Origin of the sequence: Microcoleus sp. POL10_C6, from assembly GCF_036701585.1 — a bacterium.
Taxonomy (GTDB): domain Bacteria; phylum Cyanobacteriota; class Cyanobacteriia; order Cyanobacteriales; family Microcoleaceae; genus Microcoleus.
Genome location: NZ_JAUBRB010000009.1, coordinates 109,046 through 130,948 on the forward strand (window position 1 = coordinate 109,046; position 21,903 = coordinate 130,948).

The 21,903-nt window shown below is 47.2% G+C and carries 13 protein-coding genes and 1 pseudogene; 3 read left to right on the forward strand and 11 right to left on the reverse strand.

What is annotated here, in order from left to right; translation table 11 throughout:
- Positions 1-61 precede the first annotated feature (61 nt).
- From QUA34_RS07610 to QUA34_RS07635, 6 genes and pseudogenes are all read right to left on the reverse strand, one after another.
- On the reverse strand, positions 62-1,633 hold the full coding sequence (locus tag QUA34_RS07610) for a nitrate ABC transporter ATP-binding protein (RefSeq protein WP_333385348.1): 1,572 nt from the start codon (positions 1,631-1,633) through the stop codon (positions 62-64).
- A gap of 104 nt (positions 1,634-1,737) precedes the next feature.
- Positions 1,738-3,762, reverse strand: coding sequence for a nitrate ABC transporter ATP-binding protein (locus QUA34_RS07615; RefSeq protein ID WP_333385351.1), 2,025 nt, complete (start codon positions 3,760-3,762; stop codon positions 1,738-1,740).
- Between the two features lie 181 nt (positions 3,763-3,943).
- Positions 3,944-4,813, reverse strand: coding sequence for a nitrate ABC transporter permease (gene ntrB, locus QUA34_RS07620; RefSeq protein WP_333331683.1), 870 nt, complete (start codon positions 4,811-4,813; stop codon positions 3,944-3,946).
- Positions 4,814-4,979: 166 nt separating this feature from the next.
- Positions 4,980-6,314 (reverse strand): CmpA/NrtA family ABC transporter substrate-binding protein, encoded by a 1,335-nt coding sequence (locus tag QUA34_RS07625; protein ID WP_333083848.1) that lies wholly within the window; start codon positions 6,312-6,314, stop codon positions 4,980-4,982.
- A 91-nt stretch (positions 6,315-6,405) separates the two neighbouring features.
- Positions 6,406-6,732, reverse strand: coding sequence for a 2Fe-2S iron-sulfur cluster-binding protein (locus QUA34_RS07630; protein WP_333385415.1), 327 nt, complete (start codon positions 6,730-6,732; stop codon positions 6,406-6,408).
- 18 nt (positions 6,733-6,750) lie between these two features.
- Positions 6,751-8,289: pseudogene (locus QUA34_RS07635) on the reverse strand (ferredoxin--nitrite reductase); the annotation flags it as partial.
- A gap of 616 nt (positions 8,290-8,905) precedes the next feature.
- Between QUA34_RS07635 and QUA34_RS07640 the strand changes: the two are divergent.
- The gene (locus QUA34_RS07640; protein ID WP_333385354.1) at positions 8,906-9,121 is read left to right on the forward strand and encodes a hypothetical protein; all 216 of its coding nucleotides are present in this window, start codon (positions 8,906-8,908) and stop codon (positions 9,119-9,121) included.
- 205 nt (positions 9,122-9,326) lie between these two features.
- On the opposite strand, the gene QUA34_RS07645 is transcribed toward QUA34_RS07640, so the two are convergent.
- A complete protein-coding gene (locus QUA34_RS07645; RefSeq protein WP_333385357.1) occupies positions 9,327-9,449 on the reverse strand; it encodes a hypothetical protein in 123 nt (40 codons plus the stop codon).
- A gap of 550 nt (positions 9,450-9,999) precedes the next feature.
- Here QUA34_RS07645 and QUA34_RS07650 point away from each other — a divergent pair.
- Positions 10,000-10,902 (forward strand): XDD3 family exosortase-dependent surface protein, encoded by a 903-nt coding sequence (locus QUA34_RS07650; RefSeq protein WP_333385360.1) that lies wholly within the window; start codon positions 10,000-10,002, stop codon positions 10,900-10,902.
- Positions 10,903-10,989: 87 nt separating this feature from the next.
- Here the strand turns inward: QUA34_RS07650 and QUA34_RS07655 are convergent, their stop codons facing one another.
- The 4 genes from QUA34_RS07655 to QUA34_RS07670 form a co-directional block, all read right to left on the reverse strand.
- Entirely contained in the window at positions 10,990-15,489 is a 4,500-nt protein-coding gene (locus tag QUA34_RS07655; RefSeq protein ID WP_333385362.1) for a DUF4347 domain-containing protein, read from the reverse strand.
- 553 nt (positions 15,490-16,042) lie between these two features.
- Complete coding sequence (locus tag QUA34_RS07660) at positions 16,043-18,697, reverse strand: C39 family peptidase (protein WP_333385365.1); 2,655 nt, start codon at positions 18,695-18,697, stop codon at positions 16,043-16,045.
- Positions 18,698-19,263: 566 nt separating this feature from the next.
- On the reverse strand, positions 19,264-19,704 hold the full coding sequence (locus tag QUA34_RS07665; protein WP_333329306.1) for a peroxiredoxin: 441 nt from the start codon (positions 19,702-19,704) through the stop codon (positions 19,264-19,266).
- 288 nt (positions 19,705-19,992) lie between these two features.
- Entirely contained in the window at positions 19,993-21,468 is a 1,476-nt protein-coding gene (locus QUA34_RS07670) for a catalase (protein ID WP_333385369.1), read from the reverse strand.
- 231 nt (positions 21,469-21,699) lie between these two features.
- Here QUA34_RS07670 and QUA34_RS07675 point away from each other — a divergent pair, with 231 nt between their 5' ends.
- Complete coding sequence (locus QUA34_RS07675) at positions 21,700-21,891, forward strand: hypothetical protein (RefSeq protein ID WP_333385372.1); 192 nt, start codon at positions 21,700-21,702, stop codon at positions 21,889-21,891.
- Positions 21,892-21,903 lie beyond the last annotated feature (12 nt).

The window sequence follows — 21,903 nt, forward strand, 5'->3', positions numbered from 1 at the left end:
TACTACTTTTGACCTGGTTGTTAATACCAATTCGAGATTTTGTGCGGAAGTATTATGCCGCCTACTTCTGTGTTTTAACTTCTAATACGCCACCGTTGGTGGGGCTAAAAGTTACTTGGAACTCAGCAGTTTTTTCAGAGCCTGCTGCGGCATCTGCAGGAGTTTGCAAAACCGGCAGAGGAGTTTCTTTGACGAAATCTTTAGCTGCTTTATTTGTGGGATCGAACTGTAGGATCTCCCCGTTTTGTTTTACTTTGACCCGATAAGTCAAGCTTTCGGTAAATGTCGGAGTTGTTCTCCATTTTTGGTCGATTTGTGCATACAACTGCTTTCCGATCGCATCGAGTTCGGCTTGGTCAGAAATCACTGATGCGGCAGCAGCAGGGATGGATGCAGGACTTGCAGCAGCAGCGATGGGTGCAGGGCTAGGATTCGGTGCGATCGAACTTGCTGCGATTTGCGGGCTGGGGGGAGAACTCACAATCACCCCGGCAGTCGGCGCCGGAGGTGCAGTTTCTGCTAGTTTCGCTTGCTTTAGCTGGCTGGAAACAACAGACATATTGACTGCAGCTAAAGTAAACATTGCTACGAACCACGAGGCTGCCAGGATGCCGCGTTTGATCGACGAGGCTTCTGAGGGTTCGGCAGCGTGAGACACAAAAGGTGCAGGTGCAAGAGGCCTGTCAGCAACCGCAGGCTTTTTGCTAGCAGGTAATGGCATCGGTAGCGCGACGGCTTCTGTCTCCGAGTCCGTTTCTTCACCTTCTTCGTGGTGGGCGTAGCGAGAAAACAGAAACTCCAAAGCAAAGTTACGCAGTTCGTAATATTTCGGGTCTTCCATAATCCGCGCCCGGTTGCGGGGACGGCTGAACGGAACGTGCATATCTTCGCCGATGGAAGCTGCTGGCCCGTTGGTCATCATCACGATGCGATCGGCCAAAAACAAAGCCTCATCAATATCGTGAGTAATCATAATGACGGTAATTTTTTCCTTCCGCCAAATTTTCAGCAATTCTTCCTGCAACTCTTCCCGGGTAATCGGGTCTAGAGCTCCGAAAGGTTCGTCCAAAATCAACAGTTTGGGACGAGTTGCCAGAGCTCTGGCGATCGCCACCCGCTGTTTCATCCCCCCGGACAATTGGCCCGGTCTTTTGTTACAAGCTTCGGTCAGCCCCACTAACTCCAAGTGTTCCTTGACGATCGTATTGTGTTCGTCTGCGGACTTTTCCGGGTAAACATTTTCAACGCCGAGGTGAATATTTTCTGTAGCAGTCAGCCACGGTAGCAGCGAGTAGTTTTGAAACACCACCATGCGATCGGGGCCTGGTTCAGTAATCTGCGAACCTTCCAGGGCTACTTCTCCGTTTGTCGGCCCGTTGAATCCTGCAATCATATTCAGCAAAGTTGATTTGCCGCAGCCAGAGTGACCGATCAAACAAATAAATTCGCCTTCATTAATAGTCAGGTTTACACCGTCGAGAACCACGTAAGGGCCTTTAGGAGTTTCGTAGACTTTCGATACGTCTTTAATCGTAAGAAAGTCTTGCTTGGGCGTTTGAATTTTGGTTTTTTGGGGAGTTTTTAGAGTTTGCATATTTTCAGGATTTGGATTTTGGGTTGAGGAATTAGACATGACAACTTTGGATTGAGAATTTGAAATTAGGGACTTAGGAAGCGGGAAATGTGGAGTCTTGTTTCCTGATTTCTTGCTCCTCATTCCCTCTTCCTATTTGCTGGTTATGCTGGCAGTTTGATGGAACACTGACTGCCTATTTGTTCAATTAAGATTTCTTCAATGCGGACGGCACGTTTGATTTTGACATTGTGAAGATAGTCGATCGGGTCGTCGAGATTAAACACAGTGCCGTCAAATAGCTCGATCGTCCGGCGATCTCTGGCAATATCCGGCAAGCCCAATTCACGCACTGCTTGACCGAAAACATCAGGCCGCAAAACTCGATCGACCACTTCCACCCAGTTTTTCGGGAACGGGATCAGTCCCCAGCGAGCCATCTGCGCCATCACCCACACCATTTCTAGGCGGTCTGGAAAATTGGTTTTGTCAACAGAGAACTGGTTGAAATTGTAGAGCATTTCTGGTTCTGCCTCCGTACCAGAGTTGTACGGATCGATGAACCCTGGACGGATGTCTTTCGGATCGGCGCCAATGTATTGTTCTTGGCTAATCAATGCTAGGACTTCTTCGCGGTTGCGCCGGTCATCGCAGTATTCGCAGGCTTCCAAAAGCGCTTTGACGAGGGCGAGGTGGGTTTGAGGATATTTCTGAGCCCAATCTTCACTAACACCGAGAACTTTTTCGATGTGTCCGGGCAGAATATCGAGGGAACGGGCCATAACAAAACCCGTACCACTGTTGACTGCGTGGGAGTTCCAGGGGTCGCCTGAGCAGTAACCGTCAATGTTGCCTGCTTTTAAATTCGATACCATCTGCGGGGGCGGAATCACGGTCAAGCCCACGTCGAGATCCGGGTCGATGCCACCGGCGGCCAGCCAGTAGCGGAACAGCAGATTGTGCATGGAGGCAGAGTGTACCATGCCCAAGGTGTGAACTTTATCGGGAGTCTTGGCGATCGCAGCTTTGAAATCCTCTAATGTCCGAATGCCTTGTCTGTAGAGGTCTTTGTTGAAAACAATCGAATTGCCGTTGCGAGAGAGCGTCATAGCGCTACAGACGGGTACAGGGGCTTCACCGTCGAGGCCCAACAGCATCCCGATCGGCATTCCTGCGACCATTTGCGCCGCGTCCAGCCGTCCTTCGGCGACTCCTTTGGCGATCGCTTTCCAGCTAGGTTCGCGGCTGAGAGTAACTTCTTCCAAGCCGTGGGCTTTGAAAAATCCTTTTTCTTTAGCTACTACTAAGGGGGCGCAGTCGGTGAGGGGAATAAAGCCGATGTCCAGGTTGATTTTTTCCAGGCCGTTGCGGGCGATCACAGGCGGTTGTTGTTTGGCCCGGCGCTGTTTGACCCGCTTTTGCTGGTTGAGGAAGTAAACCATTTCGTTACGCAGCGCGTAGTAACTCGGATGGTTGACAACTTCCATGCGCTTGCGGGGGCGGGGAATGTTCACTTCGAGGATTTGCCCGATTTGCGCTTCCGGGCCGTTGGTGAGCATCACAATGCGATCGCTCAGTAATAAAGCCTCATCCACGTCGTGAGTTACCATCACGCTGGTGACTTTGCTTTCCTCGCAAATTTTCATCAACTGGTCTTGCAAACCGCCGCGAGTTAAAGCGTCGAGAGCTCCGAAGGGTTCGTCTAGCAGCAGCAATTTCGGGCGAATCGCCAGGGCGCGGGCGATCGCAACTCTTTGTTTCATCCCCCCAGAAATTTCGCCTGGGCGTTTGTCGGCGGCGTGTCCGAGTCCCACTAATTTAATGTGGTGTTCGATCACCAACTCGCGATCTTCTGGAGAGTTGCCGCTGTAAATTTCATTTACTGCTAGGGCAATATTTTCGCGCACCGTCAGCCAAGGTAGCAGCGAGTAATTTTGAAACACCACCATTCTATCCGGGCCTGGATCGCGGACTTCGCGCCCTTCTAAAGTAATCCCGCCCTGACTTGCTTTGTCGAGGCCGGCGATGATATTTAGCAGCGTAGATTTGCCACAGCCCGAGTGGCCAATTAAGGTGATGAATTCTCCCTTTTTAATTTTCAGTTCGATATTTTTAAGAGCGATGTATTGCTCTCCATTGGGCAAATTAAATACACGGTCAACGTGGTCTACTTCAACAAATACTGACATGGTAATTTTAGGTTAGTTTGTAATTTGTATGATGCTGATTATTAATTGGGCATTGGGCATTGGGCATTGGGCATTAATTTACAACTCATTTCTACCAGTTTGTAGTTGGCAACCATTCCCCATTCCCCATTCGCCATGCCCGATGCCCGATGCCCGATGCCCGATGCCCGATGCCCAAATTCTATTTCTGTTCTTCGGGAACAACTTTGGACGCGATGAAACCAACGATTCTGTCTAAAATCAAACCGACGATTCCTACATAAAGCACTGCTAGAATCACTGCACTGAGTCGAGAACTGTTGTAAGCGTCCCAGATGAAGAAGCCGATGCCGACGCCGCCGACTAACATTTCCGCAGCTACGATCGCCAGCCAAGACAAACCGATGCCAATTCTCAAGCCAGTGAAGATGTAAGGAACAGAAGAGGGAAGCAGGATTTTCCAGAAGTATTTTTGGTTAGGGAGGCGCAAGACGCGGGCGACGTTTCTGTAGTCTTGGGGTATTTGTTGAACCCCTACTGTGGTGTTAATTAGAATCGGCCAAATTGCTGTAATTAAGATTACGAAAAGTGCTGAAACTTCGTTAGCTTTCATCCCCAGACCTTCAAAGGGATTGAACTGTTGAAATACAGCCAGGGCGATCGGCAGCCAAGCCAGGGGCGGGATAGTTCTGAATACTTGAAACAGCGGGTCTAAAGCATCGAACATTAGGGAGTTTGTACCGATCAGGATGCCTAAACTGATGCCGAGAACTGCTGCCAAAGTAAAGCCGATCGCCACCCGCTGCAAGCTAGCAAAAATTTGCCAGAACAAGCCTTTGTCTGTACCGCCGTTGTCGAAGAACGGATTGATAATCAGATTCCAGGTTTCTTGGACAGCTTTGATTGGCCCTGGCAAGCTGGAGTCGGGACTATTGCAGAGGATTTGCCAGATTATCAGCAGAACTGTAATTGCTACCAGCGGGCGGATGATTTTTCGGCGGTTTTTTTGAACATGATCCAGAACGAAATTTACTGGATTTTTGCTTTTAGTAACAGCGAGGTTTGTTGCCATTTTTCTTTTTGCAGTATTGTGAATAATCGATTATTTTTAGATACTTTGAACAGAGTTCAACTGGTTTAGTTGGTGGAACGCACCCTGCGTTTCACTCTGTTCAACACCGTCACTTTTAGGTATTTGTCAAGTGTCAACAGTCAACAGTCAACACTCAACCAACTAATTATGCTTTTTTGATTGCCAGACTCTTCAGATATTCTTCTGGTTTTTCTGGGTCAAACTTCACGCCGTCAAAGAAGGTTTCGACACCGCGAGAAGTAGTAGTAGGAATTTGGGCGGCGGGGACGCCAAGTGTTGTCGCTGCTGCTTTCCAAATATCTTCCCGGTTAACTTTATCAACGGTTGCTTTGATGTCGGTAGTTGCTGGGATATAACCCCAGCGAATATTTTCAGCTAAGAACCAAGCATCGTGACTCTTGTAGGGATACGAAGCATTATCGGCCCAGAATTTCATCGCCACAGGGCTGGCAGCTTCAATGCGGCCGGTACCGTAGTCAATTTGACCTTTAGAGCGACCGATAATATCTGCTACTGGAACTTTTAACCACTTATCTTGAGAGATAATTTGGCACATCTCATCGTGATTTTCTGCCTTGTCGCACCACTGCTGGGCTTCCAGTACGGCCATTGTAATTGCTTTTGCAGCTTTGGGGTTTTTGTCAACCCAATCTCCTCTTAAACCTAAAGCTTTTTCAGGATGATCTTTCCACATTTCTCCAGTTATTAAGGCGGTGTATCCTACCTTTTGAGTAACGAGCTGAGCATTCCAAGGTTCGCCTACGCAAAAGGCTTCCATGCTGCCAGATTTCATGTTCGCTACCATTTGGGGCGGCGGTATGGGAATCACGGAAACATCTGTATCTGGATTAATACCGCCGGCTGCTAGCCAGTAGCGTATCCACAAGTCGTGGGTGCCGCCGGGAAAGGTCATAGCAATAGGAACGTTTTGATTTGCAAAAGCTGCTTTCAGAGGTGCGCTGTCTGTACCTACTTTTAAATCTAGGTATTTTTTGCTGAGGGAAATTGCCTGACCGTTAGTATTTAACCGGGCGACAATGTACATCGGCACTGGCTGATTGCCTTTGGTAATAGTGCCTAATGTCATGTGGTAAGGCATCGGAGATAAGATGTGGGCTCCGTCAATGCCACCTTTGTCGGAACCGAGTTCTAAGTTGTCGCGAGTAACTGGCCAAGATGCTTGTTTGGTAACTTGTACGTCTTTCATGCCGTACTTGGCAAATAACCCTTTTTCTTGGGCGATGATTAAGGGTGCTGCGTCGGTGAGGGCGATGAATCCGAGTTTGGCTGCGGTAACTTCTGGGGCGTCGGCAGGGTTGATGTTGACTGCTGGGGCAGCGCTGGGTGATGCGCCACCGGCTGCGGGGGTTGCACCTCCGTTAGATGTGGTCGAACCGGAACTGCAACCGTGGGCTAGGAGGGTGCCGGCTGCTGTTGCTCCGGCGGTGATGATGAATTTTCTTCTAGAAAGGTTGCTCATTTGTCTTGAATTGTTGTTGTACTTTGAGATGGTGGAAATGTGAGATGTGAGATTGATTCGCGACCTTTGCATCGCACCTCACTTTATTAGATTAGGCGTCGATCGACACTTTGCCGATCGCCCGCGCGCTGCAAGTTAAAATGAACCCTGGTTCTAAATCTGCCGCCGCGTCTGGTTTGCTGTCGTAGACTGTTTCGCCTTCTAGGAGTTTCTGCTGGCAAGTGCCACAGCTTCCCGACCGGCAATTGCTGTCAAGTTCGACTCCGGCCCGTTCGGCAACATCGAGAATGAACTCATCTTCGCTGCAAGCAACTTCTTTGCCCGATCGAGCGAAAATGACAGTAGATGTCTGAGCTTTGGCTGCCGGGACTGCCGTTTCGCCCTCCTCAACCGTCAATTGCAGTTGCCGGTTCAGCACAGCTACATCCCCTGTAATCTGTTTGGGAACTGCGCCAAACTGCTCGACTAACAGTTGATGCAGCAGCGGTTTGAGGTCTTCGCAAGGAATGCCTTTTTGGACGCAAGCACCCAAATGAGCGTCTTTGCCAACTGTGCCTCCCATGTAAATGTCTACACCTTCGAGGGTTTTGCCGTTCTTGCGAACTTTTGTTCCCATCAAACCAATGTCTGCTACCTGGGGTTGACCGCAGGAATTGGGGCAACCCGTCCAGTGAATTCTGACAGGTTTGGGAACTGACAGTTCGGCTTCGAGTTCCTCAATCATTGCCACGGAGCGGCTTTTGGTTTCGATGAGGGCGAAGTTGCAAAACTTGGCGCCGGTACAGGAAACCAAGGCTCGCGTCAGCGGTGCGGGGTCGATGGAAAAACGCTGCAACAGCGGTTCTTTGACCAGCGATTCAATCCGCGAGTCGGGAACGTTGGGAATAATCACGTTTTCTTCCACAGTCAGCCTGAGCTCGCCGCTGCCGTAAACCTCGGCGATTCTGGCCAAATCGAACAAATCCGATGCCTGCAGCCGTCCGACGGGAACGTGCAGCCCTACATAGTTGAGCCCTGATTGTTTTTGGGGGTAGATGCCGATGTGGTCGCGTTTCTCCCAGATGATTTCATCTTTCGGCGCGGCGGCGGGCAAAGTGCGACCTAATTCTTGTTCGACTTCGGCTCGGAATTGTTCGATTCCGAGTTCGTCAATCAGCCACATCAGTCGCGATTTTTGGCGGTTTGCTCTCGGGCCTTGATCGCGAAACACAGTTAAAATTGCTTTGCACAAATCTACAACGTCGCTAGGACTTGCCCATGCGTTGAGAGGAATTGCAGCTTCGCAGCGTTTGGCGGAGAAGAAACCGCCGACTAAAACGTTAAAGCCGATGTTGCCGTCTTTGTAAGCGGGTACGAAGGCGATGTCGTTGATTTCTGCGTGGACTGAGTTGTCGCGGCAGCCTGCGATCGCAATATTAAACTTTCTCGGCAAATTTGAAAACGCGGGGTTGCCTTCGCCGCTGTTCGTAATCATGTCTTGGACTTGGTTCGCCAGTTCCCGCGTATCTATCAGTTCGTCGGCGTCCAAGCCCGCGACTGGGGAACCCGTGATGTTGCGTACATTGTCCATGCCAGACTGGATGCTGGTCATGCCCGCTTCTTTGAGGCGGCGGAAGATGTCGGGTACGTCTTCGATGCGAATTCCGCGCAATTGCAGGTTTTGTCTGGTGGTGATGTCGGCGCTGCCGTCGTCGCCGTAGCGTTGGACGATTTCTGCTAGGGTTCTGGTTTGATTGCTAGTAATGATGCCGTTGGGCAAGCGCAGCCGCATCATGAATTTGCCGGGAGTTACGGGCCGAAAGAAGATGCCGAGCCATTTGAGGCGGTGCTCGCGATCGATTTCGTCCATTGCTTCCCAGCCGATGGCGGCGAAGTGGTCGAGTTCGGCTGTTAATGCTAAGCCATCTTTTTCGGCTTTGAGTTTTTCAAACTTGTTCAGGCTCGCTTGGGCTTTGGGTTCTACTGTTTGGGTCATCGGTTTACCCTCGCTGCTGACTTGTGTGGGGAGGTATTGACTTGGAGCATAAAGTGTGTGTTTCCTGCTAACCTTAGTGACTGTATGGATTTAAAACTGTATATTTAGTTACTAGATGGAATTTCTTTTAAGCATGGTTGGTCTTCTGTAAACTTGAGTTTGACTGGGTACTGGCTCGAACGTCGCCAAACTATTTATGGTTATAGTTGCTACCTACCGATGATTCGGTCGATCGCTGCGTTTCGATGCACCTTTGTTATGAGCTAATGTAAAGCCCACGATTGTAAATATTCGTAGCTATTTTTACAAAATATTGAGTTTTATGAATATTTCGCATAGGGCCGATGCGTTTTATACATGGGAAATGGGTAAAGACACCCCCAAAACCGAAAAATCTCTCTAAATCTTTAGATTTAGGACGGAAGAGGGGGAAATTGGAATATCTAAAATTAATGTTGTGAGTGCGATCGCAGACTTAGAACGAGATCGTCACAACATTAGAGGGGTCGCTGTCACACAGTTTGCCTCAAAACATCACATTGTGTGCTATGCCAGCGTCACTATTAATTTTCGGAGAACGAGAGATGATATAAGCATCGAATTCAGGGAATGTCTCATGTTTTTAGTTCAACTTCTCCCCGGCGCTATTTCCGAAATGCTTGCTTCTGTTACGGATACGGGTTGTTTGACTTTAGCCGATCGCTACGGCTTGATGGCTGCTGTTTTGGATGACTCTCTCGACGATGAACACCGACATTCGATCAACCGCCTGCTGCGTTCTGTGATCAAGGGAAGAGTCAAGATAGTCAACGAACTGTCGGCGATATATTAACAGCATTTAAAAATTTGATTGATTTATACAGCGCATAAGAGTGCAGAAACCACCCACCGAGTTAGAAGGAACCCACGATGCCTGCAGCAGATGTATTGCAGGAAGTGGCTTGGGTGTTGTAAAAACGTGCGATCGTTCTTGCCGTATGATTTTTTTTGATTATCCAATTCTCGCTTTGGGCGGCACTTACAGAAAAATTGCTGATTCATGAGAGCCTGTTGGGTGGAACGCTGATGGTAAAATTAGTAAAATTGTTGTGCGCGATCGGCATTTGAGGAGTTTGAGGAATGAAGTCATCCCAAGCAACGTAATTATAATTATTAGACATATCCAGCAAAGCCTGTATTGAACAAGCAGGATGCCTGTTCCAGAATAATTATTGGAGAGGTCTATTGAACAGCGCTGGAAATGAAAGACAATTGATGAAAATTATTAATCTAATAATCGGAATATTAACAGAATCTGGCATCGGCATCTACAACATCACGCCCCCTTTTGTCAAAAATCATTGGTAATTGATAAAAAATCAATTCAGTCGATCGGCAGGAAAAAACAATAATATTTTGTAGGGGCGGGTCAAGCCTGGATCTTGACTCGCAGGCAGTTTATTACTGCACTCAACGGCTTAAACCTGGTAGTCGGTTTATTTTCACCTATACAGGACTGACCCAGGCACACTATATACTCTGCATACGTCATATATTTAGTTACTGGCATTGGTTGGGTGTTTTAAGCAATCTATTTAACAGGATGCAATTGCCCGACCAAACTTTAGCAAAATTTTAATATATTCAGCCGCAATATATGATTTACTCAAAATTAATAATAGTCGATCGATCAGACTGGAAAATTTAACAATGATTCCCAGGGAGCATTTTATGAAATCCATTGCTAAAAACAGCATCCACTGGACTTACTCAGTGGCTATTTTCTGTGCCATTTTCGCACTACAGCAACAAAAAGCTACAGCAGCAACGCTATCTAACGGATGGAATTATGCGATCGATTCCTTCAACGACGGCGTGACAGGGCCCCAAATCGGCGGCGGGGAATTTGAATTTTATGGCATCGCCATCAAAGAAACATCAGATACAGCTTTTATCGCCATCAATTCTAATCTAAGTTTAGCAGGATATGCCGACCCACTAGCTCAAAGAGGCAACATCAACTACGGCGATTTATTCTTTAATTTTTCCGGTCAAAACTTTAATACAGCTAACGCAAACGGCAGCTTGTTTGGTATCCGCTTTGCCGAAGGAAATGACTCCAGCGTGGCGACAACAGGCGTTTACAGTAACGTTACAGCGAAAAACGTCAGTCAAACTAACTCTGGTTTTAGTAATTTAAATCAATTCAATACGGTAGTTGCATCTCAAGGCGGAACCCGATCTATGGGCGATTTAGCTGCCACCGAACCCTATTTTCAACAAACAGGAAACTGGACTGTTCTCAACTCAATAGCTACGGGTACAAAAGTAGGAGAAATCTATCTTTTAACGCCAGCAACTTTGAGTGTCCTCGGTCTTAATTTCGCTCAGTTTAATGCAGTAGGTTCTCAAACAATTGGATTCAGTTTCAATAAATCATCAATGCCTTCGGGGAACTATATTGCTAACTTTTTTGCCGAGTGCGCTAATGATGCGATCGCCATTAAAGGCTCTTTTGAAAAAGGCTCTGCTGAACCAGTACCAGAACCTGCTACTATCTTCGGTACTTTAGCCGGATTTAGTATTTTAAGTATTGGTGCAGCGAAACGCAAAATTCAGCACAAGATTAGCTGAAATGGATTTTAGATCGATCCCCGTAGGGACACGGCATTGCCGTGTCCTGCACTTCATAAACTGCAATCTGCTGTATCTACTACTCCTTTAAGCTAGATTGAAATTGGCATCATTAATCAGGCTGGCAGACACCCCATTCAGAGAGACTAAAATTTCACCTGTTGCTGACAAACGGATGAAAGTTGAACTGTTTTCTTGAGTAATTGACAGTTGGGAGAAAGTGAGATTGTTGGCGAGTATTAGCAAATCTTTGCCATCCTCAAAATCCAAGATAGTATCGATGCCAGAATTAGCAGATAGCAAGAATTTATCATTACCATCACCTCCCGTCAAAACATCACTTCCCAAACCGCCAGTCAGCAAATCATCACCCTTACCTCCCAGCAGAATATCATTACCATCGCCACCATTCAAAACGTCAGCACCGCGGCTGCCAAACAAGGCATCATCACCGCTACCTCCCAGCATAATATCATTACCTTTGCCACCGAAAAGAGAGTCTTTTCCGAGAGTACCATCGAGGTAATCATTGCCCCTCATGCCCATCAAAGCATCATTTCCGCTGCCGCCAGTCAGGATATCGTCGCCGTTTGTACCGAGAATGCGATCGGGCGAATTGCTGCCCAAATCAGCGTCGCCGGTGACAACAGGAACCGCAAGCCCAGGCGAAGTTGTGTCTTGAATTTTGCTATCTAAAGCAGCACCAGTATTCTCAGCAACTAACTGGGAAATTGGCTTGCTTCCCGCACCAACTGCTTTAAAGTCTTGAGTAGTTGCGCCCAAAGCTACTTTTTGGACGCGGGCGACTGCTTCGGGAATTGATGTTGTTGTGCTGGAGACAGCGGCATCAATGAGTTGATTTGCTGTTGCCATTACAGTCGCAGCTTGCGAGGCAAGTTGGGTGAAGTTTTGACTGTTAAAACTGGAGTCAACTTGCTTGATTCTACTGACAGATTGCTGAATTATTGGTTCTAAATCTGCTGCATTGCTGAGGTTTAAAACTGTACTGGATTGAATTCGACTCGTAATTGAACTGACAACAGCCTTGACAATATCCTTAGTTAATGCACTAGAAGCACCGTCAATCAAAGCGCTAGTTTGAGTGATGAAGTTTTGGACTTTCACCATTGCGGATAAGACTTGGACGCCGCCCGGTTGGTTGTTGTTGGTTGCCTTGATGGGATCTAAGCTAATCAGGTCAACATTAGCGGGGATGGCCAGGGAATTTTTGACGGAAGATTGTGCTTCTTCTGATGTAACTCCTTTGTCGATTAAGTCAGCTACTAAACTGGTTAAAAGGGTGACAACAGTAGCATCTGGTGGTGCGGTAACTGGTGTTTCTAGCGGTAAACCCGTGGCGGTATCGGTGCCACCTATGGCAACTAAATTGCCTTCTTCTGGGTCAATTTCCCCGTTTTGATTTTTGTCAAAAATGTTGGAGGCGAGATTCAGATCGAATTCACCATTAGGGCTAGTTGTGGCAGACGGTTCATCGGGATCGAGTACGCCGTTTTTGTTGGCATCAAAGAAAATAGTAGCACCAGCAATGTAATTGTCAATCACAAAACCGCCGAAATAGTAACTCTTGAACCGAACGAGTTCGCTAACACTGGCACCAGACGCATCCGTTCCCGTTACCTTCAGCCAATAGTTGAAAGATTTTGGGCGACTCGCATCTAAATTGATAGTACGGGTTTCGGGATTGAAAGTTAACCACGAGGGGAGAGGAATTTGAGGAAAACTTAACCCATCTACCGGCTGGCGATAGGAATTGCCGTTGAGAGCTCTCTCCCAAGTGAATGCAGACGAATTCACAGCATTGTAATCTGCCAGAGAGATCGTATAGTTAATGCGATCGCCCGGATCGGGGTCAGTATCGGTGTTTGCAGCGAAGGTCAACTCATTGGTTTTATAGCCTCCTTGCGACAAGACAGGACGATTTACAACTGGCGGGCGATTATCCGTTGGTGTCGGTGTTGGTGTCGGTGTTCGTATCGGTGTCGGAGTCGGTGGCGTCGGCGGTGTCGGCGTCGGGGGGGCCGGCGGTGTCGGCGTCGGGGGGGCCGGCGGTGTCGGAGTCGGGGGGGCCGGCGGTGTCGGCGTCGGGGGGGCCGGCGGTGTCGGCGTCGGGGGGGCCGGCGGTGTCGGAGTCGGCGGTGTTGGTGGTTCTGGTGTCGGCGTTGGTGTCGGTGTTGGTGGTTCTGGCGTCGGCGTTGGCGTCGGTGTTGGTGGTTCTGGCGTCGGCGTTGGCGTCGGTGCAGTGTAGTTAATAATAGTTGTGGTAGCGGTATCAGCGGTAATTATTGGTGTTACCGCTGCGATGCCTGTGGGATCGGACAGGGTGACGGTAATAGTTTCATCGGGTTCAACCGTGGTGTCGCCCAACACATCCAGAGTGATGGTTTTTGATATTTCACCAGTCACAAAATTAATCGTGCCAGTAGCAGTTTTTGCCCCAGAAGTGCCGCCGATATTGTTATAATCGCTGCTGTTGGTAGCTGTTCCTGCTATTGCATATTTGACGCTACTTGCCCCGTTAGTGACGTTGCTGCGAGTCACAGTGAAACTTAGAGGTTTTTTGCCGCTATTGCCTTCGTCAATGCTGGCAGTATCGGTGGCAATGGCATAAGCAACAGAAACTTGATCTGAAATAGTTAGTGTGGTTGTTTTTGTGGGGCCGGCAATCGCACCTGTAATTGTCCCCAAGTTGAAAATTGCGGTTTCGGGGTTTTCAGAGATACTGTCAGACTTGATAGTAACTTCAATATTCTTGGTGAGTGCCGCACCTGTTGAACCTGCGGGGAAGGTAATCGAAGTAGGGGAAAAGGTGTAGTCTGAATTTTGGGTGGCTGTGCTAGTGGGGTCGAGGAGAATTGGGACAACTACATCGTTTAAGGGAATGCCACCGGTGATCTTGACGGGAATATTAACTACTGTGTCTGTTGTTCCTTCCACGCTGCTGTAAGTGGCGGCACCGAAATTAACTGTATTCGATGTATTCAGCAGAACCGAGACATCATTAGAAATGAGGTTCGTCGTAGCTAAATCCAACTTGGTGTCAGCATTAAAATCTGCCGCAGCTATACGATTTCCCCCCAAAGTCTCCAGGTTAGTAAAGTTGCTGAGATTAGCAAAATTACCCGTACCATCTCCTAACAAGACTGAAACCTTGTTCCCGCCGGTAGGCATGGCTAAATCGAGTTTGCCGTCGCCGTTCAAGTCGCCTGCAACCAGAGAAAAGACACGACTTGCGACAGCAAAGTTGGTAGCATTACCAAAATTACCCGTACCATCTCCCAAGAAGACTGAGACATTCTCAGAAATGTCGTTACTTGCGGCGAGATCGAGTTTGCCATCGCCATTAAAGTCCCCTGTGACGACAAAGTGATTCTGTCTCCCAACAAGATTACCCGCGCTAAGGTTAACGGGGGAGTTAAAGCTGCCATTACCATCTCCTAAGAAAACGGAGATGTTGTCAGTTACTTCATTGTTCGACGTGACTAAATCGAGTTTGCCGTCGCCGTTAAAGTCGGCTGTGGCAACAGTAAACTTTGGTTTGTTTGTATTAAGTGGAACGGGAGGGCCAAAGCTACCAGTACCGTCTCCGAAAAGTATTGAAATTCTTGAATCGTTGTTGCCAAACCTCGGGGCTGTGGCTAAATCTAACTTGCCATCTCCGTTGAAGTCGCCGGCTGCGATCGAGCTATGATGCATATTTAAAGCGAAGTTGGTAGGATTACCAAAACTGCCAGTACCTGTGCCCAGCCGGATGGAAACGTAACCGGGGTCAGCACCACCAGGATTACTCGCTACAGCTAAATCGAGTTTGCCGTCTCCATTAAAGTCGCGCACTGCAACGCCAAAGGGATTCTCGTTACCTGGGTCAAATAAGGTGGTAGCAGTACCAAAGCTGCCCGTAGTACCCGTCCCCAACAATATGGAAATATTCTTGGAGCCCTGGTTGACCACGGCTAAGTCTAGGAAACCGTCGCCGTTCAAGTCGCCCGTACCCATGTCAACAGGATTGTCGCCGACATTATAGTTCCTAGCTTCACTTAAGGTGGAGAGGACGTGGCTGTATGCTGCTAGAACTTCAGGCCGGAATGCTAAAGAGGCTGCTATTTTCCCGGTTGTGACTTCTAGTTCCCAGTCGCCGCCTTTTGCTGCACTTCCGGTGAGGTTTTTGGAGGCGGCAACATTGGTATTTGTGAGTTGGGCGATGCGCTGGATGAAGGTGAAGGATGTCAATGCGACATTGCAACCGTAAATCAGAATGTCCGCACCCAGATTTAAAGCGTTTCCCCACTGCTGAAATTGCTTGGAATAAGTTTCCAGATTTTCAGAACACAATTTAGTTTTGCCCAGTTGCAAGCTGCCCGGAGCCCCGTGAGAAATGATGTGAATGCTGTCAATATTGGTACGAAGAGCTAAAATTTCAGTAATTTGGTCGATCGCATCCCGATTCTCATCCAAAATTACTACTTCCGTATCCGGTGTTACCCCGGCAATCAAACTTTGATAATCTTCAACTTGAGAATCGATAAAGGCGATCGCACTTCCTGAAACTTGAAAATTAAAATTTGGCATCACACCACCTATTGCTGGTTTAAAAAACAGTGAAAATTTGTATGCAATCATAACCGTTGATTGCATACAAATCTGTAAATTTTTGATAAAGATGTATTGATAAATAGTCCCTCGATCGACCTTGGGAGTGCCAAGAGTGCCTCCCCTCCGCCCACGAGGGCAACTGCGGGGGGATTGCCCCTACAAAAAATGGGGGGATATGCAAATCGGGTCGATCGCACTTTCTACCGTATTTTTATTAAATCAGGTGGCTATTTGAGAACTTGAGTGAGTTCTCATCCACTTTTGATTAGACCTCTCCCATAATTAGGTTTTTGTGCAGATGGGACAAGGCGTAACGCAATGAAAATAGTTAAAATTATTAAGTAATCTTGCGGGCGATCGAGACTGCGATACAAACGATATATCTAATAGAGGTAGGGACACGGCAATGCCGTGTCCCTACGGGGATATTGATAGTACCTATAAACCTGCAATCTGCTGTAAATTGACACAAATGCACTGCCAACCCTAGCCGGATCGACTGTCGCAATCTCGATCGCACCTAAAAAGCTTATGGATAGATAAAATGCGCCCAAACATTTCCATCTGGCCCAGCAACTTGATTGACATAACTGTAGGGATACATCAACTTTCTCCCCTCAGTATCGCTGTAACCAGTGAGTGCATCTCCCCAAGGATCTTGCACGATATAACCCTGAGAATTGTAGCCAATTACAGTAAGAATGTGACCGGCCGCAGTAAAATCTCCGGCTAAAACTACTGGCCGCCGATTCAGCAATTCCGATCGCACCTGGGCCCACGTGCGAGTCGTGCTAAAACTCGTCTTAAACCCGTAGGCCTGAATCAGCGCCGAAAGCACACTGTGATCCGTTTGAGAACCCTGGCCGGCATAGTCGAAACACCACTGCAACAACTCATCCTCCAACTGTCCGCCCCACTGAGAACGAAGGCCATAATAATAAAGCACCATGGCGATCGAAGTTACGTTGCAAGTAGACCAATCAAAACGCGGATTGTCCCGCTGCGAAAAATACGGCACGTTCAATTCCACATTGTTCGGAACCGGATCGAAAATTTTATCTCCCCGCTTGAACTGAACAAAACTAGGAAAAACATAACCTGTATTGCCAAAATTCGGCAGTTCTTCAGTCAGGGAAACTTTCAGGTGAGATCCTTCCGCACCGTAGCTGTTCACGCCGTAAACTCGACCTAAAGGCAGCGGAGTTTTCTCGGTACTGCTCAGGCTAGAAGAATCTACCGGCCGTTTTTTAAAGACAGTTGCTTGCAGGATTGTCATCGTCAAAGCATCGGGGTCAAAGGGAACTTCTTTGCCGTCTTTTTTAATTTTAACGTCCTGCCAATAAATAAATCCGATATTGCCAAAACCGGGAATAGATTCGGCAAGAGTTACTCGGAAATGCCCCAAAATGCAGGCATAACCAGTAATGGCATAGGTAGTGCCTAAAAGTAGGTCAGCCATTTGATCGGCAGGCAGTTTCGATGAATCTTCGGGTTTAGCTTTAATCTGAGTTGTTTGAGTTACCAACAGTTGAGCGCTGACGTTGCTATTGGGTACGTCAGCCAGGTTAAATCTTAGGATTTGAGTACCTTTTGCCAACTGAACGTCGGGTTCATAAAAATAGCCAAAAGTGCCGACAGGCCAAATTGCTGAATCCAGAACCACCTTGAGATGCCCGTCAATAAATCCGTATTTGCTAACGGCCAAAGTCTGGCCTGCTTTGACAAAAACTTTTTGCTGATTGTTGAGCCGGGAAGAATCAAGGGGAGCTACTTTAAACAAAGTGTCAGAAACTATTTTTAAGGTCAAACCTTTTCCGACAGTTAGCGGATCGGAAGTTACGGTAATGTAAATTATTTGGCTGCCAGTAACGTTACCTTTGCTGTCAGTTGCCCGCAACCTGAGCCACCGAGCTCCCGCTACGCTAAATCCTTTAGACAAATTAACTTCCCAAGTGCTGGCAGTTTGGTTTAGCGTGACGCTTAGGGGCAATGTATCCTCAGCTATCACCTCAATTTTTGCTGCTTGTTGCCGATCATAAGTACCCCGAAGGACGATCGGCTGATTTACTAAAACTTCTGACGGCCCTTGATAAGTTAAATTCACAGCGGGATTAAAAGATTTGCCACCGCGACTGAATTGCACAAAATCGGGATAAATGAAACCTGTATTGCCAAATTGCGGCAAATTCTCGGTCAGCGAGACTTTAATGTGGCTTTGTTCGATCAAGAATCCGGCAATTCCGTAAATCATTCCCGCCGGCAAGGTAATTTTTTCTTGGGGTGGCAGGCTAGCAGCATTTATCGGCCGCTTTTTAAACACAGTCGTTTTGATGATTGTCATCGTAACTGCATTTCTATCATACTCAATTCCCCTCCCGTCTCGCAAAATTTGGACGTGCAGCCAGTACAGAAATCCCGAAGTTCCTAAGTTAGGAACTGCCCGATCAAAAGCGACTCGAAAATGGTTTTCCACGCAAGCGTAGCCGAGAAGATTGAAAGTTTCTCCTGGGTTAAATAGTAATTTCTGAGTTGGGCCTAAAGTTCCAGAATCTGCGGGGGTGAACTTTAACCAGGTCTTTTTGATCACCCACAGTAACTGCATTCCCGGCGGCGGGGTCGGCAACTCGGCGCGATCGAATATGAGAATTTTTGCGCCTTTGGTTATGAGTACGTGTTTTTCGTAGAAAAAGCCGGACTTTCCCACCGGATAAATTGGATTATTTAGTTGAACATTCAGATGTCCGTCTTCTAACTCGTAGTCGCTAACTTGATAAATTTTTCCTGCTGGTATGTCCGCTTTTTGCAGCTCGTTGAGATTGCTGGCGGGCAGTGTTCCGGCTTTGAATTTGGTATCTGTGAGAGTAATTAACGTGAAAAGTTGAGCAGGTGACCCAGAAGCAGGATTAACTTTGATGTTAATTGTTTGTTGGCCGATAACTTTGCCGGTCTTATCAGTTGCCCTCACCTGCACTGTGCGAGTTTCTGTGGTATCGAATCCTTTTTCTAAACTGATGTTCCAAATGCCTCTAGAGAGATTTATCCCGACATTCAGGGCATTTGAGCCTTCTAATGCTGAAATCGCTGCCACTAGATTTTTGTCAAAAGTGCCAACTAAGACAGCGGCTCTATTGACCTCAATTTCTCGCGGGCCTAAGTAACTTAAAATAATGTTGCTGTTTGTCATTATCTATCCCCCTACCTACTTAATTATTCAGCTAAAGCAAGGATAACTTCTGATTTTATTAAACACAATGACCTGAACCAGGACAAAATCGCCCCTAGATTTAGCCTACGGGCGGTTAATGCCTTTTCCAGCATAAGTTTTTAATTATTGGCGGGAGTTGCCCCACAAATCTCACTTTAGGCGTAGAATAAGCACCTTAACCGAATATATGCCTGTTTAAGCGGATTTGTGGTGTAAGTTTTGAGGGAAAGAATTTAGTTTGAGTAAGTTGCTTCCCCCTGTACCTTTGACCCCTCATATCAAATCCGTTAGCATCGGAATAGTAAATTCGAGTTGACTGTTGACTGTTGACGGTTGACTGTTGACGCCGTGAACAGTCAACCGTCAACAGTCAACATCATGTATGAGTGTAACCGGAAATGATATCACTGGCTGAGTCAGGATTTACAAAAAAAACCCGGTTCCTAGGAGAAGATTGCCTATAGCAACGAGGCATCTTAGGAAGGAACCGGGTTTTTAGCCGTTTGGTGCGTGCAGGAGTGTTAGTGCGATCGGCTAAACTTCGACTAAACTATGGTGACGAGAATATCTTGAGCATGAGTGTCAACTTTCATGGTGTCGCCCTCATAAACTTGAATGATTTTGCCGGTGCCGTCGATGACGAAAGTAACGCGCTTGGCATAATCGCCTTTCTCGACATCGTAAGCTTTGGTAATCGTGCCATCAACATCTGCTAATAGCTGGAAAGGCAAACCGTATTTCTCTGTGAACTTTTGGTGCGATTCCTCGTTGTCGCGGCTGACACCGAGAACTACTATATCTTTGCCTTTGTATTCTTCATGGGCTGCTTTGAAGCTTTGGGCTTGTCTTGTGCAGCCGGGGGTGTCATCTTTCGGGTAGAAATACAGGATTACGGTTTTACCGGCAAATTCGGAGAGGGATACTGTTTTGCCGTTCGTGTCTTTGGCGGTAAATTGAGGCGCCGCGCACCCAACTGGTAATGTCATAGTTTGGTTTCCCTTGTTTGGTTTTTATTGCACTTCCTCAAGTTATTTTACTTGGTTCTGTGCCTTTTCAAGAGACCATTGCTAAAAATCGCGATCGCCCCTTACTTAATGACGTTAAGCTTGACTGCATTTAATTTGCACCTAGGACGCGACCTAAAATGGTTCACCTCAGCCATAGTTTCAATAGACATTTCTAAAAAAAGCAAATTAAGGGCAGGCCGGATGCCTACCCACAAGAATTATTCGATATGTCTAATTGAATATTCGCGGGTTCTAGACACCAACCGATTAAGCAGCAGCGGGTATCATAGACGGATCGATCGCAATTCCTAAACCTTCTGCGACTTGGCGGCCGTAATTCGGATCGGCGCGGAAAAAATGGCACAGTTGGCGCATCTGAATCTCCGGTTTTGCTGCACTCAAACTTTCCACAATGTTAGCTATAAGCCGCTGCTGTGCGTCGGGTTTCATCAAGCGATAAAGGTCTCCTGCTTGGGTGTAATCGTCATTGCCCTTACGGTGATCGTAGCGATCGACTTTGACATTTCCTAAGTCCCAAGCTGGGTCAGCATAAACACAGTTTTGCTTCGGCGCATCCTCGTGGCTGTTGGGTTCGTAGTTCGGCCCGCTACCACCGTTGTTACCCGGTGCCATTGCGCCATCCCGTTGATAGTGCATCACCGGACACTTTGGTTGATTGACAGGCAATTGCTGATAGTTTGCACCGAGACGGTAGCGTTGAGCATCTGGATAAGACATGATGCGAGATTGCAGCACTTTATCTGGAGAGAAACTAATACCTGGAACGACATTAGAAGGAGAAAATGCCGCCTGTTCTACCTCAGCAAAAAAGTTTTGTGGATTGCGATTGAGTTCAAGAATTCCCACGTCAATTAACGGAAACTCTGAGTGCTTCCACACTTTTGTCAAGTCAAAAGGGCTTTCGCCATACTCTGCGGCTTGGGCTTCTGTCATTACTTGAATGCAAAACCGCCACTTGGGATAATTACCTTGCTCGATCGCCTCAAACAAATCGCGAGTCGCATGATCGGGGTCTTCGCCTTTGATCCGCGTCGCTTCTTCGGCGGTGAAATTCTCAATACCTTGCATGGTTTTGAAGTGGAATTTGCACCAAACCCGTTCTCCTCGAGCATCGATCAGGCTGAAGGTATGGCTGCCAAAACCGTCCATGTGGCGGTGGTTTTTCGGCGTACCGCGATCGGAAAACAGAATAGTTATCTGATGCAAAGCTTCTGGACTCAGGGACCAGAAATCCCACTTGGCGTCAGGATCTTTGAGATGCGTTTGGGGATGGCGCTTTTGGGTGTGGATCAAATCAGGGAATTTGAGGGGATCGCGAATGAAGAAAACAGGCGTGTTGTTGCCTACTAAATCCCAGTTTCCTTCTTCGGTGTAGAACTTGATCGAAAAACCTCTGGGGTCACGTTCGGCATCTGCTGAACCTTGTTCGCCGCCTACGGTAGAGAAACGGAGGAGAACCTGAGTTTCTTTGCCAACTTCTGAGAATAGCTGAGCTTTGGTGTAGCGAGTAATGTCATGGGTGACGGTAAACGTGCCAAATGCAGCGGCTCCTTTTGCATGGACAACGCGTTCAGGAATGCGTTCCCGGTTGAAGTGAGCCAGTTTTTCCATCAGGTAAAAATCCTGCATGAGGATAGGCCCGCGTTCACCTGCTGTCAAGGAATTCTGGTTATCTGCAACCGGAATTCCGCTAGCGGTTGTCAATGTTTTGTCTTCTGTCATAGTAGGTAAATTGATTGCTGCATCCTAACTATTGTATAGCTTGCTGGGAAGGAGGTCTATCTGCGGAGGTAATTCTCTGATGGTCAATTTTTTGTTAAATTATTAGTGTGTTTGCAAAATTTGCTGATTCAATTAATACTAATTTACCAATATAATATAATTATTTCCTACACGAAAATTACCACAAAAAGTGCTGATTAGTGGGTTTATTTGTGTTTCAAAAATGGCTTGGTGGGACCAGGCAATACTCCAGAAAAATATATTGACAAACTCAAAGAAGCTATTGAGTCATTTTCCGAAGTCTATGAATTAGAGTCTGATGTTTGTCTCAGGATTCTTTCTATTAATGAATTACACGAAGTTCTGAATTTAGAAGATGCCGAAGCCTCAGACACTTATGAATCCAGGAAAGTTTATGCCTAAAAACCTTCCATT

Excerpts from the sequence above, each read along its gene's own strand:
- QUA34_RS07660 (WP_333385365.1), bottom strand. The coding sequence starts at position 18,697 with ATGACAAACAGCAACATTATTTTAAGTTACTTAGGCCCGCGAGAAATT.
- QUA34_RS07610 (WP_333385348.1), bottom strand. The coding sequence starts at position 1,633 with ATGTCTAATTCCTCAACCCAAAATCCAAATCCTGAAAATATGCAAACT.
- QUA34_RS07625 (WP_333083848.1), bottom strand. The coding sequence starts at position 6,314 with ATGAGCAACCTTTCTAGAAGAAAATTCATCATCACCGCCGGAGCAACA.
- ntrB (WP_333331683.1), bottom strand. The coding sequence starts at position 4,813 with ATGGCAACAAACCTCGCTGTTACTAAAAGCAAAAATCCAGTAAATTTC.
- QUA34_RS07670 (WP_333385369.1), bottom strand. The coding sequence starts at position 21,468 with ATGACAGAAGACAAAACATTGACAACCGCTAGCGGAATTCCGGTTGCA.
- QUA34_RS07640 (WP_333385354.1), top strand. The coding sequence starts at position 8,906 with ATGTTTTTAGTTCAACTTCTCCCCGGCGCTATTTCCGAAATGCTTGCT.
- QUA34_RS07615 (WP_333385351.1), bottom strand. The coding sequence starts at position 3,762 with ATGTCAGTATTTGTTGAAGTAGACCACGTTGACCGTGTATTTAATTTG.
- QUA34_RS07665 (WP_333329306.1), bottom strand. The coding sequence starts at position 19,704 with ATGACATTACCAGTTGGGTGCGCGGCGCCTCAATTTACCGCCAAAGAC.
- QUA34_RS07650 (WP_333385360.1), top strand. The coding sequence starts at position 10,000 with ATGAAATCCATTGCTAAAAACAGCATCCACTGGACTTACTCAGTGGCT.
- QUA34_RS07655 (WP_333385362.1), bottom strand. The coding sequence starts at position 15,489 with ATGCCAAATTTTAATTTTCAAGTTTCAGGAAGTGCGATCGCCTTTATC.
- QUA34_RS07645 (WP_333385357.1), bottom strand. The coding sequence starts at position 9,449 with ATGTCTAATAATTATAATTACGTTGCTTGGGATGACTTCATTCCTCAA.